The sequence below is a fragment of the Gordonia amarae NBRC 15530 genome, from assembly GCF_000241345.1.
GTDB classification, from domain to species: Bacteria; Actinomycetota; Actinomycetes; order Mycobacteriales; family Mycobacteriaceae; genus Gordonia; species Gordonia amarae.
In genome coordinates this window covers 130086-145299 of record NZ_BAED01000059.1, presented here as the reverse complement: position 1 = coordinate 145299, position 15214 = coordinate 130086, and the positions used below count along the sequence as shown (strand labels likewise).

The following is a 15214-nucleotide window of genomic DNA, read 5'->3' as shown; positions in this document are numbered from 1 at the left end:
GGGCGCTACGCGCCTCCCCCATGGTCGACGTCCGGTCGCGCTCAGCCGCCGGCGGCCTGCGCGTCGTCGAACTGCTCTCTCGCCCACTCGATGGCCGGCAGATACTCATCGGCCCACTCGAGCAGAGCGTCGACGGGCGCGCGGAGCGTCTTGCCCAGCGGGGTGATCCGATACTCGACCGCCACGGGACGCGTACCGGTGACGCACCGTTCGACGACGCCGTTCCGCTCGAGCCTGCGCAGCGTGGCCGTCAGCGACTTCTGGGTAACCTGCGGTATCGCACGGCGCAGCTCGTTGAAACGGCAAGGGCGCTCACACAGTTCGTTCAGGACGCTGAGCGACCACTTGTCCAGTACCTGATCGAGCAGTTCCCGATGTGGCGTGTCGATGCGAAGCGCGTCCTCGGCCGCATGCGCCGGGGTGTGTGCGTGGGGCGAGGTATCCCGCATGAAACCAGGTCTCCTTGAAGTGTCCTGAAGCAACCAGGTATCAACAATAAACCACTTGTGATCGAACGAAATGGAGACACCCATGTCCGTCCAGCGCATCAGCCCTTCAGGCTTGCAGCCGCACACCCCCTACCACCATGTCGCGATCGCCACGGGCACCCGCCACATCCACATCAGCGGCCAGATAGCCCGCGACGCCGAAGGTCTGCCGGTGGGCGGCGACGAGCTCGACGCCCAGGTGGTACAGGTACTGCGCAACACCGCCCGAGCGCTGGAAGGTGCCGACGCATCGTTCGCCGACGTCGTACGCATGACCTTCTATGTCACCCGGTGGAGTCCCGACCAGATCGGAGCATTCATGGCGGGAATCGAGCGTGTCGCCGACGAACTCGGCATCCCCCAGCCACTTCCTCCGGCCTCGCTCATCGGCGTGGACTACCTGTTCGAACCCGACGTGCGTGTCGAGCTGGAAACCACGGCCATCGCCGGCCCATAGTCGCAAAACCCGCGGCTCCGCCGATTCATCTGCCCGGCCAACAGGTCTCGCATGGGGACCCCGTCATGCGTACTTCCGCAGTAGCTCGTCGGGGATGTGGCAGGAGTCGCCGGGGCAACGCGCGAGCCGATGCTGGTGTTCATCGGCGCTGCGGAGATAGCTTGTCAGCGGCAGGATTTCGACGACGATGCGGTCGGCGTCCTCCCGCGCGGCGATGAATGCTTTCGCTTGTGCGAGGTGATTCGGGTTCGCCGAGTACACGCCGGTGCGATATTTACGCCCGACATCGGGGCCTTGCCGATCAACGCTGTAGGGATCGATGATCTCGAGCAGGTACGACATCAACTGTTCGACGCTCACCACATGCGGGTCGAATCGAGTCCGGACGCACTCGGCATACCCGTCGTAGGCACCGTCGAGAGAGGAACTCGTGCCGTTCGCCCGTCCCGCCTCGGTGAACGTCACCCCGGGCAGTGTCGCGACGAAAGCCTGTACGCCCCACAGGCAGCCGCCCGCGAGGTAGATCTCATGCTCGTCCACAGATGTCACCGGCTCGTCACAGCCACGCGGCTTCCCATCGCTACAGGCCCGCGATGTTCGGGCAGCCCACTCGAGCGGCCCACGACATAGCACAGCTCCTCAACTGATAGCACTGATGCTAGCACTCCGGATTCATGGGGTCGCCCCTCGCGAGCTCACCTCGCGCCCGTGTCAGGACTCGTGCGCTACCTGCGCCAGGCACACGCCGGCGGACCGACGGGCAAGCGGGTGCTTAGGTAACCTCGGAAACTGCCAAGCACGAGTGTGAAGCCGCCGAACCGGTCCTAAACGATCATCGCGAGGCGGGCAAGGCTGGTTGCGCCTGCACGAACCGTTCCGTCAGGCCGAACCAGCGCCGCCCTGTTGCGGCCACGTGCCAGTCGGCGACCGAGATCGGAGTTGCCGTCCACCTGGACGATCGTTGCCGGGAACGCGGACCAGTACCGACGGTCGCCCGGTTCGGGCGGGTCGAGGGTGATCACGGTGTATCCGAGGGTGACGTCGTCCAGTCGGCGCCGGTCATCGACACGCAGATTCGGACAGAGCGTGCCTTCGAGGGCACGCGGCCGGCGGGACCGTGCGATGAGTGCCGACGGGCGGAGTCGAGGTGTTTCGCTGGTGGTCGCGGCACGGCCGATACCCGGGATCTTCGACGCGCGGGGCAGTGCGGCGGTACGAAACGCGGATCCGGCCATACCGCCGCCCGTCATCGCGAATCCGATCAGCATGGCGCTGCGGATCATAGCGAGCGCGTGGGGACGTCGTTCCTGTTGATAGGTGGCCAGGAACGTGTCCGGGCGTCGCTGCCCGTGCAGGACTGCGGCAAGCTTCCAACACAAGTTGTAGGCATCGCGCAGACCTGCGCCCATGCCCTGTCCGATGAACGGCGGTGTCAGGTGCGCTGCGTCGCCGAGCAGGAAGGCGCCGCCATGTTGCCAGTGGTCGGCGATCTGCGCGCGGAAAGTGTATCCGGCGCAACGGATCAGGTGCAGATCGGCGGCCGGGGTGCTGCCGGTCCAAGGCTTGAGGAGCGGCAGGAGTGACTCGATGCCGGAGAAGTCGTCCGCAGTCTCGCCGGGGAGAAGGCGGAACTCCCACCGGTACCGGGTAGGTCCGATCCGCATATAGGTGCCTGCCCTGCCCCGGTCGGACAACTGGTGCACGCCGTCCCACTGCCGGAGGTCCGCTGTGGTGTCGACGTCGACGACCAGCCAGTGCTGTTCGAAGCGGAGGTCGCGCATCGTTGCTCCGATAGCCTTGCGCACCAGGCTGTTCGCTCCATCGCACCCGAGTACGAAGCGGGTGGAGATCTGTTCGATGATACCGCTGGCCACGTCGCGGACGTCGATCGTGATCGGATCCCCCACTGTGCCTGAGCATGTCAGGCCCACGACCTCGGCGCCCGAACGCAGCGTCGCCAGGGGAAGTTCGGCGACCCGGTTGCGCAGCAGGCGTTCCAGCGCGGGTTGATCGAAAAGGTTCGCCTGCGGGTAGCCGTTCACCGCGGTGTCTGGGCTCCGCTCGAATCGGGCAAGTATTCGTCCGTCCCCCTCGATGACCTGAAGACCGAGCGCCGGACGGGAGATGGCGGCGAAGTCGTCGGCGATGCCGAGTTTGCCGAGGATGCGGTAGATCTCGTCGTCGAGGTGAACGGCCCGTGGCTGCGGATAGATGTCGTCCCAGCGCTCCAGGATGAGGCTGTCGACACCGTACAACGCGAGCAGCGCCGCAGCGGTGACGCCGGTGGGGCCGGCCCCGACGATCACCACCGACGGGGATGCCGGGCCGGTCATGACGGTGTGTCGGCGGTGAACCTCACCGTGTTGCGCTGGACGCCGAGATCCAGAGCGAGGTCTGCCGTGGCGATCGAGGTTTCGATGACGTCGCCGTCGTGCAGGTAGCGAGGGTTGTTCGCCTGCCGCTTGAAGAAGGTTTTCCATTTGACCGCCGGCGGCAGCAGACTGCCGATGATTTCGATCGGCTTGGGTGGCGCTTTCAGCGCGGTACCGCCCGGGGTGCCGGTCAGGACCAGGTCTCCGGTGTCGAGATACTGGAAGCGGGCAAGCGCCGACAGCGCCTCGTGCGGGCGGTAGATCATGTCGGCGACGGTGCTGTCCTGCCGGATTTCTCCGTTCACCTCGAGCCGCAACCGAAGATCGGTGAATCGGCTGCCGTCACCCTCCTCCAGAAGGAGCAGGACGGGCCCGGCCGGAGTAAAGGTGGGATACGACTTCGCTTCGTAGAACTGGGTTTTGGGGAGCTGGATATCGCGGGCCGAAACGTCGTTGGTAATGACGAGAGCCGCGACCTGGGGCGGTAGGCCCGGTCCGGCGGCGATCGATGTGCCCACCGGGATGGGTTCGCCGATCACCAGCCCGATCTCGACCTCGTAATCAAGGAGGCTCACATGGGCGGGTTTGACGATATCCGAGTGGGGACCGGTGACCGAGCCCGATGCCTTACGGAAGAAGGTCAGCGGCACCGTCGCCGGATCCATTCCGGAATCTCGGACATGGGTGGCGTAGTTGGTCATCTGCGCGACGACCCGGCACGGTGTGGTCACCGGTGAAATGAGAGACAGTGCCGCCACGTCGGTGGTCGGTCCGTCGCCGTCGCGGGCCGCGATGATCGCTTCCCGATCAGCGAGAAGCAGTGCGGTGGTCTGCGCATCGGTGTCGATACGGCGGACGCGGTCGTCGCCGAGGGCCACCCACCAGGCGTCGGGGGTGCGGAGGACGGGAATGCTCATGATGTCGGTACTTTCAGTAGTCCGCGCAGTCGGCGGAGGTCGAATTCGTTGTCGTTGTTGTGCAGCGAGGTGATGGCATCGCGTGCGGTGATCGCCGATTCCCGGCCCATCGCGGTGCCGAGAAAGTCCGCCGAGGCCGGCGGCCCCCACTGGGCGAGACCCGAAGCGGTCATCGGCGCCCAACCGGGTTCGATAGTCGAGTCGAAGAGGTCACCGTCCGCGTAATGCTCGACGAGAAAACCGTCCGGGTCGCGCCAATAGTCGAAGATCTGACTGCCCTGGATGTGCCGGCCGATTCCCCACGATCGGCGGTAACCCAGATCCGTGAGGTACTCGCCTCCCGCTGCGATGGTGTCCAGATCGGCGACCTCGTACGCCGAATGGACATATCTGTTGGACGGACCGAGCGTCATGGCGAGGGTGTGGTGGTCGGAGGGTTCGCTGCCGCGGTCGCAGCGGATGAACCCCATGACCGGGCCGCGTTCGCGCTGGTCCTCGTAGTAGAGGAAGTCGCTCACGATCAGCCCGAGGTTGTCGAGGTACCACTGGAGGGATTCGCGGAAACGGTTGGTCATCACCACGACGTGCCCGAGTCTCCGGACCCGCGCCGGAGTGCGGGCGGGCCGTACCGGCGTATTGATACGACAAGCGTGGCCACCGAAGTTGAACACCGCTTCCGGGGTGGCGCCGATCGCGGGCAACTGATCGACATCCGCGACGATTCGCAGCGGCATACCGCTGGGGTCGAGCAGGTCCACGCCCACTCCGCCGAACGGTTCTCCGACCGGCGCAGCCTTGGTCCCGAGCCGATCGGCGAGCTTGACCACGTCTGCGCTGTCGGCCGCCTGAAAAGCGGGGCCGAGGAACCTCGTTCGTCTGCCTCGGTGGATGACGACACACGGCGATCCCGGCTCGGCCCCTCGCAGATGCAGGTGATCCGTTGTGCGGTAGGCGGTCTCGAACCCGAAGGCCCGCGCGAAGGCTTCCGCTCGGACGAGGTCGGGTTTGGAGAATTCGAGCCACGCGAGACCACGGACCTTGATGACCGGGTTGCTGCTGCGTCCGGGGTGCTCCCCGGCCACGGCTCCGGCGTCGCTATGGATGTCTCGGTGCGGGTCGTGTGGTGCGGATCGGACCGACATGGGCTGCCTCCTCATCGTTAACTGATACTATCATCACTTACGATGGTTCTATCAGTCAAGTGGTCGGGCACCAGTCGACGACAGGTGGGCACGACGAAGTGCCCGGCCGGCTTGAGCGCGACCGAGATGTAAGAAGAGGTCAGACGAGCGCCGCGATCAGAGTTCAACCGAGATATCGGGAAGCTCACGGTGGCAGATGTCGTGCGCTTCGTCCGACGCGACGCCAAGCATCACCAGCGCTCGCTCGGCGAAAAGATCCGCCGTCGACCCTGCGGGAGCATCGGTGGACTCCAGCATCTGCAACAGAGCCAGCAGTAGGCCACCAGCCATCATCACCGCGGCATCGACATCGCGCACGGCGAATCGACCCGATTCGATACCCCGACCGATGTCCTCGACCGCCCCGGGGCGCAGTCCATGTTCGGAACTCAGGACCTGCGCACCGGAATTGAGCACCAGCCGCACCATCGTCGGGTGCACCGGCTGCAACCGGCCGGCCACCCGGAAACTGCGTGCGAATATCTCCGCCGGATCCACGAGGCCGGCGGTTGCCCGCGCCCGCAGCGCAGCCCACCCATCGAGGGTCGCGGTCACGGCGGCGGCGAACAGGTCTTCTTTCGTGTCGAAATGGTTGTAGAAGGTGCCGAAACCTACGTCGGCGGCGTCCGTTATCTCCTGGATGCTGACGCTGGTGCGCCCCTCCGACAGGAATCCGACGGCCGCACCGATCAACGCGGCCCGGGTCTTCGCCTTACGCCGGTCACCCCGACTGACCTGCGCAGGCTTGCCGCTCATCGTTCCCTTTCGCAACACTTCATCAGAAGTGATGATACGTGCCACGAATCAGTGGGATGGTGTACAGCCTTCTGACAGCCCGGGGTCGCCGCCGGCGACGTCCGTGGGACACGAGAACCGGAGTGCCCACCACCTCCGCAGATCGACAAGCCGCGACTTCGGTAGCCTCGGAACGGCCAAGCACGAGTGAGAAGACCGCCGAACCACCGAGAGGTATCCGCCTGTGAATTCCGGCCTCGAAACCCACCCGCTGTCGCACCCAGGCGGACCCGTACACGGTCCCCACGCGGAGGCCCTGGCACTGGGAGCTCCCGAAGCGGTGCGACTCGGCCTGTTCTGGAACTGGCCCGAACGTCCAGGGGTTCCGCCCGGGACGCTGGACGCGACCGGCGAGGAACAGCGCGCGTTGATCGACCGGTGGAAGGTCACCAGCCGCGACAGCTGGGTGCAGGTGACCGATGCCGCGATCCGCGGGCTCCGCGTCAAGGGCGAGCCGGGTGAGATGGCCCTGGATGTGCGCGACGAGGTCCTCGAGAACTCCGGCGCCGCCTACCTCGGGCTGGAGGAGTGGCTGCCGGCGGTCAGCGCGCACAGCGAACGGAACGGGCACACCGACGAGCACACCGATCTGCTGCTGCGTTCGGCGGTGAAGGTCTACCACGCCGAGCAGGCGCTCGCCGAGGGCGGGCTGCTGCCGCCGGGACAGCGCGTCGTCACCATGTTCGCCTACGACCTCGCCCACGCCACCTATCTGACCCAGGCGGGCATGCGGGTGGGCTACTCCGATCCGCAGACCGCGCAGCAGATGCTCGGCGCGCTCGCCCACAACGCCGGTTCTGTGTTCGATTCGTGGGCGTCGTTCGGTGCGTCGTACGTGTTGGGCTGTTCGGTGATCGAGGGCGGCTACCCGACCGACGACGTGTACCGCCGGGCCGCCGAGGCGGTCCGATCACTGCTGTCGAGCCCGCAAAGCCCGTGGACCAACATCCCGCTCCCCCGTGCTGCCTGACCCGGCCGTGACCGGGTCGGACTATCTGATCGACGACGACCTGCTCGCAGGTGCGCCGCCCGACCCGGCGCTGGCCGCGGCCGCCGCCGGCACGCTCACCGTCGATCCGCGCGGCCCGCTCTACAGCGCGGTGGCCCAAGCCCTGGCCACCGACGCGGCCACCGCCGTCGCCGACGGCGTGCCCTGGAACGTGATTCGCATTCCGGGGATGTCGGCGTACGAGGTCCGTGTCGGGCTGTCCCGTCACCTTCAGATCAACAGTCCCGCCGACTGGGTGTCGTACCTCGGGACGACCCTCGATCACGGCGGTATCGGAGATATCGACACGGTGCTGCGCGTGCGTGCTGAGGCCGCCCGGTCGGCCGGAACCGACCTCGCCGCCGACGAGTGGACCGGCGCGGTGCGCGACTGGCTGCACGCCACCAACCAGCCCGACGCCGCCTATGCCGCGCTCGACCGGCTGGCCCCGGCGATCGACGAGGTGGACGGCTGGCTGCGCGAGACCCACGTCCTGCCGCCGGGCGTGCTGCTGCCCGGCATCGTCGGACATCAGGCAAGCTATGCCGTGACCGCCATCCGGTATGGCGCGCAGTCGGGGTACGCCGATCACGCGGCGGTGACGCAGGGTCTGCTGGCCGTCGTCGACCTGATCACCGGCCGGGCGGCGTCGTGGCGCGAGTACGCCGCGACGGTGCTGGCCGGGGCGGCGCTGACCGCGGAGCCGGACGAACGACGGGCCCGGTTCGCCGCACTGCTGCCCGCCGTGGCCACCTGCCTCACCGCCCGGGACAGTCCGTGGCGAACCCTGCGCTACCCGCTGCCCGAACTGACCATCACCGATTTCCAGGAGGACTCATGGGACTACTGAGCTCACTGCGCGACAGGTTTGTGGACGACGAGGACGCCGAACACATGCGCGTCGCGGAATCGCCGGAGGGCATCGCGGCGGCCATCGCCCGGGACTACCGGCAGGAACCGATCCCCACCGATCCGCACGGCTACTTCTACGGGCCGCTCGCGCAGGGGCTGGCACTGTCGGCGCCGATGGTCGTCGCCAACGACGCGACCTGGAACTCGCTCACCGATGTCGGCGACGCCGACGTGAAGTACTTCATGTCGCAGGTCTGGGGCATCACCGACCGCGGGGACTGGATGGAACGGCTCAACGCGCTGGTCAACGGCCAGTACGGCGATTCCGTCGCCTATCACGCGGCGATCGTCCGGACGCGGGTGCGCACCGTCCGCGACCAGCCGAGGGTCAGCGACGCCGACTGGGCCGCCGCCCTGCGCGACGAGGCGGCCCGGGTGGAGGCTCCGGCCGGGTACGCCGACGCATTGTGCGAGACGATCCCGGCCATCCATGCCGCGGAACAGACACTGCGCCAAGCACACCTGCTCGGCGCCGACGAAGAGGTCGTCGCGCTGGACGGATACGACTACCTGCGCGCCGGGAACATCGCCCGCTGGGGTGTGCACCTGGGCTTCGGGTCATCGGATATCGCCGCGAATGTCGCCATCGCCTGCCGCGACTCGGCCTCGCAGTTGTACGGCAACTGGCGCGAGTACGCCCTCGGGGTGCTCGCCGGCCGGATCGTCACCTACCCGGAGAGCTGGGGGCGGCACGTCACATGCGGCATCGAGATGATGCGTCCGTTCTTGGACTCGATCAACTCGCCGTGGACCAACATCCCGTTCCCCGACGAACCGGTGCTGGTCGACGACGAGTAACCGTGTCGCATGACGATCGTCGGCCCAGAATCGTGGTCGCCGGCTGTCAAGTATAATTCCCAGTGCGACAAGACGATTCGGAATCAACCGAGCCGCTCGCCGCCCCACACCCCGGGCAGCCTGTTGGCCTTCCCGAACTCCAGGCATTCGGCCCGCAGCGGGCAACGGTGGCACACCTCGACGGCCACACCGGCATCCTCGGTCGGAAACGGATGCCACAGTTCGGGATTCAGGCCAGGGTCCGCACAGAGCGCACCGGACCAGTCCGGGGTTTCCGACGCGAAGATCAGAGCGGTCAGCGGCAGTCGAAGTGGCTCAATCGCAGTAGTGGTCATCGATGTCAGCCCCTTTCCGGTGTCCGCGACAATCTCAGAAACCTACAAGAAGACAAGAAGTAGCGCCTCTTATTTTCCCTCCGACAGGAGGTCGTTGTGGCGACAATCGAGGCGACCCGACGGCCGCAGGACGAGGCGGTGTTTCGGTGCGCCCGGCCCACCCGAAAGCCGATGTTGCCCGCAGGACCAATCAGCCCGCTAACATATATCCTACATTATTCTGCTCCATGGAAGGCGCCCGATGACCGCCCAGCCCATCACGCACAGCACCCAGTGCACCCTGTGCGAATCCCACTGCGGAATCCTGGTGACCGTCACAGACGGCGCCGTCGCCAGGATCGCCGGCAACCCCGACGACGTGCTGTCCAAGGGATACATCTGCCCCAAGGCGACCGCGATGGGCGGCGTTCATGAGGATCCGGACCGGCTGCGGCAGCCGATGAAACGCGTGGGTGACAGCTTCGAACCGGTCTCCTGGGAGCAGGCCTATACCGAGATCGGACGGCGTCTGCGTAAGGTCCGGGCCGACCACGGCAACCGTGCGCTGGGGCTCTACGTCGGCAACCCGGCAGCCCATAGCTCTGCGGTGATGTATTTCGGAATGCTGCGTGCGATGATGCTGACCCCGAATTTCTTCTCGGCGTCCACTATTGATCAGATGCCGCACGAGTATTCCTCGTGGCGGACCTACGGCTCGAACTTCCTGCTGCCGGTCACCGACATCGACCGCACCGACCGCCTCGTGATCCTCGGCGCCAATCCCGCGGTGTCGAACAGTTCGCTCTCGATCATGCCGGGCGCCACACGTCGCATCAAAGACGTCCGGGCCCGCGGCGGCAAGGTGGTGGTGATCGATCCCCGCCACACCGAGACCGCACAGCTGGCCGACCAGCACGTGGCGGTCCGTCCCGGCGGCGACATCTTCCTGCTGCTGGCGATGCTCAACGTGCTCTTCACCGAAGACCTTGTCGACCGGAAATGGCTGAACGACAACGCATCCGGAACGATGGAACTCAGAGCTCTGGTGTCCCGGGCGACACCTGAGGTGATGGGCGAACGCGCCGGCGTCGACCCCGATCTCATCCGATCGCTGGCGCGTGAACACGCCGCCGCCGAGTCGGCCGCGATGTACGCGCGGATCGGGATCTGTCAGCAGCAGACCGGCACCCTGGTGAGCTGGCTGGTGGCGGTGGTCAACGCGGTCACCGGCAACCTCGACCGGCCCGGCGGCATCATGTTCCCGACACCGGTCATCGACATCCCACGGTTCACCAAGTTCATCCCGGCCGCGCACGGCGCGTGGACCGACCGTTCCGGCAGGTACAAGGCCTTCCGCTCCGAGCTGCCCGCGGTGGTGATGGCCGACGAGATCCTCACCCCCGGCCCGGGCCAGATCCGCGCGATGATCACCGTCGCCGGTAACCCGGTGTCGTCGATTCCGCACGCCGGCCGGCTCGATGACGCCATGAAGACGCTCGATCTGTATGTGGCAGTGGATATGTACGTCACCGAGACCACCCGACACGCCGACTTCATCCTGCCGCCGGTCTCCCCGCTGGAACGAGAGGAGGTCGCGTTCTTCACCACCCTGTTCACCGTGCGCAACAGCCTGCGGATGCAGCGCCGTGCCTTTCAGCCGCCGGCCGATGCGATGGAGGACTGGCAGATCCTCGTGCAGCTGGTACTGGAGTTGTTACCCAACCCATTACGGGCGCTGTTTCCCGCCCCGGTAAGGAATCTGCTGATGCGCCTCGGTGACCCCAACCGCATTCTCGCGGTCGGCATGGCCCTCGGACCGTACGGACGACTCCGTAAGGGGCGCAACGCGATCACCGTCAAGAAGCTGCACGAGGCCCGGGGCGGAATCGATCTCGGACCACTGGTGCCTCGTCTGAAAGAGGTCATCGCCACCAAGGACAGGCGGGTCGCCCTCGCACCCGCCGAATTCGTCGAGGCGACCCTCGACCAGCTGGCCAAGCCGATTTCCGGTCCCGACGCCGAGTTCGACCTACGGTTGCTCGGTCGTCGCCAGCTGCGCAGCAACAACTCCTGGCTCCACAACCTCCCGCGCATGACGTCCGGGCAGAATCGGTGCAATGCCCTGCTCAACTCCGACGACGCGGCCCAGCGCGGACTGGCCGACGGCGATCTCCTCCTCGTCACCTCCAAGGTCGGCAAAATCCAGGTGCCGCTGCGGATCGACGACGGGATCCGCCCGGGCTCGGTGGTGATCCCGCACGGGTGGGGCCATCAGGCCACCGGCTGGCAGCATGCCAGCACTCTGCCGGGCGAGAATGTCAACGACCTGCACGACCCGGCGCAGGTCGACCCGTTCACCGGCACCGCCGCCGTCAACGACACCTGGGTGAAGGTGTCGCGCGCCGACTGAGCGGCCAGAGAGCCGGCCCCGGCCATAGCGATAGGTTGGGGTTCGTGCGAACGATCTGGAAGGTGTTGCTGGCCACCGCGCTACCGCTGCTGGTGATGACGGCGATCGGCCTCGCGCTGCTCGCACAGGGCGACGAGACGGGTGGCCGGGGAACACTGGTCACCGGGGTCATCGTGGCGGCCCTGGGCGGAAGTTCGTTCATCTACCGGATCGACGGGTGGAGCCTGCGGAAACAATCAGTCGCACACTTCGCGATCATGCTGGTCACGGTGCTGCCGGCCCTCCTGCTCAGTGGTTGGTTCAACCTGTCGTCGATGACCGGCTGGTGGGTCGCGATCACCGTCTTCGTCCTCTGGGGTGCGGGCCTCTGGGCCGTCTTCTATCTCGTTTTCACCATCGGTGAACGTCGACGGAAATGACGCGAATCGCCCACTCCTTACCAATCAGTAACGTGTTGCTGCCGAGTGATGGTAGGAATATCTGGACGAAACTGTGTGCCGTGCCACAAAGGGGGAGCTCATGGCCGCCCGGACGCGATTGTTGACCGCTGTTGTTGCGGTCCTGACCTGCCTGGCCGTCATGCCGGCCGCCGCGAACGCCGAACCGGCGGCCGACGGTCGGCACTGGGTCGGCAGCTGGATGGCTGCCCCCACCGACGCCCTGAACGGCGCCGACGCGAACCTGATGCCGATCCTCAACATCGCCGATCAGACCTTCCGCGTCATCGTCACCCCACACAAGGGTGGTGACCAGGTCAAGGTGCGGCTGACCAACGCCGCTCGCCCGATACCGCTCGACGTCGGCGCCGCCACCGCGGCGATCGCGGGTTCGGGCGCTTCGCTGAAGTCGGCCACCGTGCCACTGACGTTCCGCGGCAAGCGATCGGTCACAATCCCGGCAGGCGGCGATGTGCTCAGCGACCCGGTGGCCCTCGAGGTGAAGGCGTGGCAACGCCTCGCGGTGTCGGTGAACGTCCGGGGCCTGGCGGCCTTCGTCACCCAGCACATGAACGGCAACGCCACCAGCTACTACTCGGTGCCCGGCAGCGGCGACCGCACCGCCAGCCGCAACACCGGTGACTTCCCGCTGAGCACCACCGTCGTTCCCATCGTCAATCGGGTCGACGTCCGCACCGCCGCGCCGACCCCGGCCGTGGTCACCCTCGGCGATTCGATCACCGACGGGTACGTCTCCAGCAACTACATCGTGGTGCCCCAGGCACGGGGTGTCGTCGACCGCAACGCCCGCTACCCCGACTTCCTGCAGCGCCGCCTGGACGCGGCCGGGGCGAATCGTTCGGTGGTCAACGCCGGGATCAGCGGCAACCGGGTCATCGCCGACGGATTCGTGCCGATGTTCGGCGACGCAGCCACCCGCCGCCTGCGACGCGACGTCCTCGAGGTACCCGGCGTGAAGGACGTCATCATCCTGGAAGGCATCAACGACCTGGGCGTTCCGATCGGCGCCAACGCCGACCAGGTGATCGCCGGCTACAAGTTCATCATCACCCGGCTCAAGGCCCGCGGCATCCGCGTCCACATCGCGACCATCCTGCCCGCCGCCGACGCCCTGTTCGACGGCTACACCGCACCGCTGGCCAATCCCACGCGCCAGGTGATCAACCGCTGGATCCGCACCCAGAAGCTGACCTACAGCGTCTTCGACTTCGACAAGGCCGTGCGCGACCCGCGCAACCCGAACATCCTGGCCCCCAAGTACTCCGGCCCCGACCGGCTGCACCCGAGCCCGGCCGGCTACCGGAAGATGGCCGAGACGGTCGACCTGACCAAACTCAGCTGAAGGTCATGTCAATGACGAGTTGTCGCCGTACCCGATGAATCAGTCCGCCGTCCGGACCGTGTAGTCGCGTTCGATACCCGAGGTCACCCTGCCCCATTCGCTGTCCGCGACACGTTGCTGATGCGATTCGAACGCGGCAGCGTTCGCGAACAGTTCCTCAACCCGCCAGATCCGGGGATCCTGGCTCTGCACCACTGAGAAGCTGATACACCCCGGTTCCGCACGGGTCAGCTCGATGTGTCGCGGCAGGTATCTCGCGACGACGGCAACCTGCTGATCGTCGGCGCAGATGAGTCTGCCGCTCAGCGACACCTCCCCATGCGATGATGTCGTGCTCCGATCATTCACCGCACGAATGCTGCCATGCCGAGATCTCCGGACAGGAGGCGGAATGGTCGGTGAATCCCGCAGACAGCAATGAGGTCGGGACCAGATCGCGGTCGATGATCTCGCGCCAGGTGGCCAACGAAGCATCGCCCGCCCCACAGCGCCCCTGACGTAGACGGTGGTCGCGCCGACTCTCAGGAGTCATGGATATCGCAGGAGTGTCGCAGCGGTTCGGCGGCTTCCGTTCGATGAGGTGACGATCGCGGGAATCTGGTTCAGGTTTCGGGATCTTCTGCGGCGATGCGACTACGCCGGTTCGCGCAGGACACCGACATGCCGGACGGTATCCGACAGGCGGGGAAGTTCCTTCGGCGGCGACCAGGTGCTCAGGCCATCAGTGCTGTCGGAATAGAGGTACCTCTTGCGGGTGTAGGAGTCGAGGTAGAGCCGCCAGTTCCCATCGGGCAACTGCACCACCGCCGGCCCTTCCACCAGCGTTCCCCACTTCCCTGGTGAGACAAACGTGTACGGCCCTTTCACTGCGGGTGCGACGGCGTGCTCGATGACCTTCTTCGTCTCGTTCTTGGTGAATGCGTGGTACGCCGATCCCACTTTGACCACGGTGGTATCGATGTGGTCGGCGCCGATCCCGGCGAGCGGAATCGGCCAACTCCAGCTACGCAAGGACGAATCCCGGGCGGTCAGCAGATAGGGCACAAACCCGCCGCCGGTGGACATGGACACAATGACGTGGACACGGTCGCCGTCGACGAACCATTCAGGTGCCCACACTTTGGTGGTGAACGGCGACAATGACGGACCGTCCTTGAATCCGGCCGACCCGGTGAAGATCGGATTCGACGGTCCCTTGCCGTCTCCGGTGCCCCAGAGGAACGCGCAGCACAGCGGCAGCGGATGGTTGCGCAGATGCTCCCAGGCGACACGGTCGCGGCTGCGCGCAAAACCGATGTTGGCGCCGTCGGCGGTCGTGTACGTGAGGTAGTACCAGCCGTCGGCGTGCCGGATGATGCTCGGGTCCCGCACGTATCCCGACGGCGGCCGGTAGGCGGCCTGCCGGACCACCTGGTAGTCGGTGCCGTCGACCGATTCGTACACGTCCAGGTCGCGGGCGCTGGAACCGCTGAATCCCACCATCGTGTACCGCCACTGCGGAACCGGTTCGGCGACGGCGACACCCGAGTGTATGAGCCACCCCAGTACACCGGCGATGACCGCACACGCCATAGCACGGGACCGTCGCGACGAATTAACCACTTTAGTATCATTGGCCACTTCCACCCCATTGGCAACAGCGTTCGGTCACATCCGGGCATCAACTGCCAGACCGAATCGACTCGGAAAGCCGCCATCGGAGATTCCCCTCATCCGTGTGTGGGGGCCAATAAAAGTGAATAAAAGTAGCGGAAACCCGACAGTAGGGTTCCCCCCGCGTTG

The 15214-nt window shown here is 66.2% G+C and carries 16 protein-coding genes; 7 read left to right on the top strand and 9 right to left on the bottom strand.

Features of this window, described 5'->3' with window-relative positions; translation table 11 throughout:
* Nucleotides 1-41: 41 nt before the first annotated feature.
* On the bottom strand, nucleotides 42-449 hold the full coding sequence (locus GOAMR_RS16920) for a winged helix-turn-helix transcriptional regulator (RefSeq protein ID WP_005190604.1): 408 nt from the start codon (nucleotides 447-449) through the stop codon (nucleotides 42-44).
* A gap of 82 nt (nucleotides 450-531) precedes the next feature.
* On the opposite strand from GOAMR_RS16920, the gene GOAMR_RS16915 reads away from it, so the two are divergent.
* Nucleotides 532-945 carry a RidA family protein gene (locus GOAMR_RS16915; RefSeq protein ID WP_005190602.1) on the top strand — a complete coding sequence of 138 codons (414 nt, stop codon included), beginning with the start codon at nucleotides 532-534 and terminating at the stop codon, nucleotides 943-945.
* A gap of 63 nt (nucleotides 946-1008) precedes the next feature.
* Here GOAMR_RS16915 and GOAMR_RS16910 read toward each other — a convergent pair whose 3' ends face one another.
* The 5 genes from GOAMR_RS16910 to GOAMR_RS16890 form a co-directional block, all read right to left on the bottom strand.
* A complete protein-coding gene (locus tag GOAMR_RS16910; protein ID WP_005190599.1) occupies nucleotides 1009-1485 on the bottom strand; it encodes a peptide-methionine (S)-S-oxide reductase in 477 nt (158 codons plus the stop codon).
* Between the two features lie 284 nt (nucleotides 1486-1769).
* Nucleotides 1770-3278 carry a bifunctional 3-(3-hydroxy-phenyl)propionate/3-hydroxycinnamic acid hydroxylase MhpA gene (gene mhpA / locus GOAMR_RS16905; RefSeq protein WP_005190596.1) on the bottom strand — a complete coding sequence of 503 codons (1509 nt, stop codon included), beginning with the start codon at nucleotides 3276-3278 and terminating at the stop codon, nucleotides 1770-1772.
* Nucleotides 3275-4234 carry a fumarylacetoacetate hydrolase family protein gene (locus GOAMR_RS16900; RefSeq protein WP_005190595.1) on the bottom strand — a complete coding sequence of 320 codons (960 nt, stop codon included), beginning with the start codon at nucleotides 4232-4234 and terminating at the stop codon, nucleotides 3275-3277. The genes mhpA and GOAMR_RS16900 overlap by 4 nt, the downstream gene beginning before the upstream one ends.
* Entirely contained in the window at nucleotides 4231-5376 is a 1146-nt protein-coding gene (locus GOAMR_RS16895; protein ID WP_005190592.1) for a VOC family protein, read from the bottom strand. Before GOAMR_RS16895 ends, GOAMR_RS16900 begins: the two co-directional genes overlap by 4 nt.
* 156 nt (nucleotides 5377-5532) lie before the next feature.
* Nucleotides 5533-6171, bottom strand: coding sequence for a TetR/AcrR family transcriptional regulator (locus GOAMR_RS16890; protein WP_005190590.1), 639 nt, complete (start codon nucleotides 6169-6171; stop codon nucleotides 5533-5535).
* A gap of 223 nt (nucleotides 6172-6394) precedes the next feature.
* Between GOAMR_RS16890 and GOAMR_RS16885 the strand changes: the two genes are divergently transcribed.
* The 3 genes from GOAMR_RS16885 to GOAMR_RS16875 are packed head-to-tail and all read left to right on the top strand — an operon-like array spanning nucleotide 6395 to nucleotide 8908.
* Nucleotides 6395-7180, top strand: a complete 786-nt coding sequence (locus GOAMR_RS16885; protein WP_005190587.1) for a DUF1266 domain-containing protein — start codon at nucleotides 6395-6397, stop codon at nucleotides 7178-7180.
* Nucleotides 7170-8048, top strand: coding sequence for a DUF1266 domain-containing protein (locus tag GOAMR_RS16880; RefSeq protein WP_005190584.1), 879 nt, complete (start codon nucleotides 7170-7172; stop codon nucleotides 8046-8048). Before GOAMR_RS16885 ends, GOAMR_RS16880 begins: the two co-directional genes overlap by 11 nt.
* Nucleotides 8036-8908, top strand: coding sequence for a DUF1266 domain-containing protein (locus GOAMR_RS16875; RefSeq protein ID WP_005190583.1), 873 nt, complete (start codon nucleotides 8036-8038; stop codon nucleotides 8906-8908). Before GOAMR_RS16880 ends, GOAMR_RS16875 begins: the two co-directional genes overlap by 13 nt.
* An 83-nt stretch (nucleotides 8909-8991) precedes the next feature.
* On the opposite strand, the gene GOAMR_RS16870 is transcribed toward GOAMR_RS16875, so the two are convergent.
* On the bottom strand, nucleotides 8992-9243 hold the full coding sequence (locus tag GOAMR_RS16870; protein ID WP_005190580.1) for a WhiB family transcriptional regulator: 252 nt from the start codon (nucleotides 9241-9243) through the stop codon (nucleotides 8992-8994).
* A gap of 241 nt (nucleotides 9244-9484) precedes the next feature.
* Here GOAMR_RS16870 and GOAMR_RS16865 point away from each other — a divergent pair, with 241 nt between their 5' ends.
* The 3 genes from GOAMR_RS16865 (at nucleotide 9485) to GOAMR_RS16855 (ending at nucleotide 13432) form a co-directional block, all read left to right on the top strand.
* Nucleotides 9485-11632 carry a molybdopterin-dependent oxidoreductase gene (locus GOAMR_RS16865; RefSeq protein ID WP_005190577.1) on the top strand — a complete coding sequence of 716 codons (2148 nt, stop codon included), beginning with the start codon at nucleotides 9485-9487 and terminating at the stop codon, nucleotides 11630-11632.
* Between the two features lie 44 nt (nucleotides 11633-11676).
* Nucleotides 11677-12051 (top strand): DUF3021 family protein, encoded by a 375-nt coding sequence (locus tag GOAMR_RS16860; protein WP_005190572.1) that lies wholly within the window; start codon nucleotides 11677-11679, stop codon nucleotides 12049-12051.
* Nucleotides 12052-12151: 100 nt separating this feature from the next.
* Nucleotides 12152-13432 carry a GDSL-type esterase/lipase family protein gene (locus tag GOAMR_RS16855; protein ID WP_005190570.1) on the top strand — a complete coding sequence of 427 codons (1281 nt, stop codon included), beginning with the start codon at nucleotides 12152-12154 and terminating at the stop codon, nucleotides 13430-13432.
* A 39-nt stretch (nucleotides 13433-13471) separates the two neighbouring features.
* On the opposite strand, the gene GOAMR_RS24865 is transcribed toward GOAMR_RS16855, so the two are convergent.
* Both GOAMR_RS24865 and GOAMR_RS16845 read right to left on the bottom strand, forming a co-directional pair.
* Entirely contained in the window at nucleotides 13472-13780 is a 309-nt protein-coding gene (locus GOAMR_RS24865) for a putative quinol monooxygenase (RefSeq protein ID WP_050942775.1), read from the bottom strand.
* A 285-nt stretch (nucleotides 13781-14065) separates the two neighbouring features.
* Nucleotides 14066-15004 carry a glycoside hydrolase family 43 protein gene (locus tag GOAMR_RS16845; protein WP_005190564.1) on the bottom strand — a complete coding sequence of 313 codons (939 nt, stop codon included), beginning with the start codon at nucleotides 15002-15004 and terminating at the stop codon, nucleotides 14066-14068.
* Nucleotides 15005-15214 lie beyond the last annotated feature (210 nt).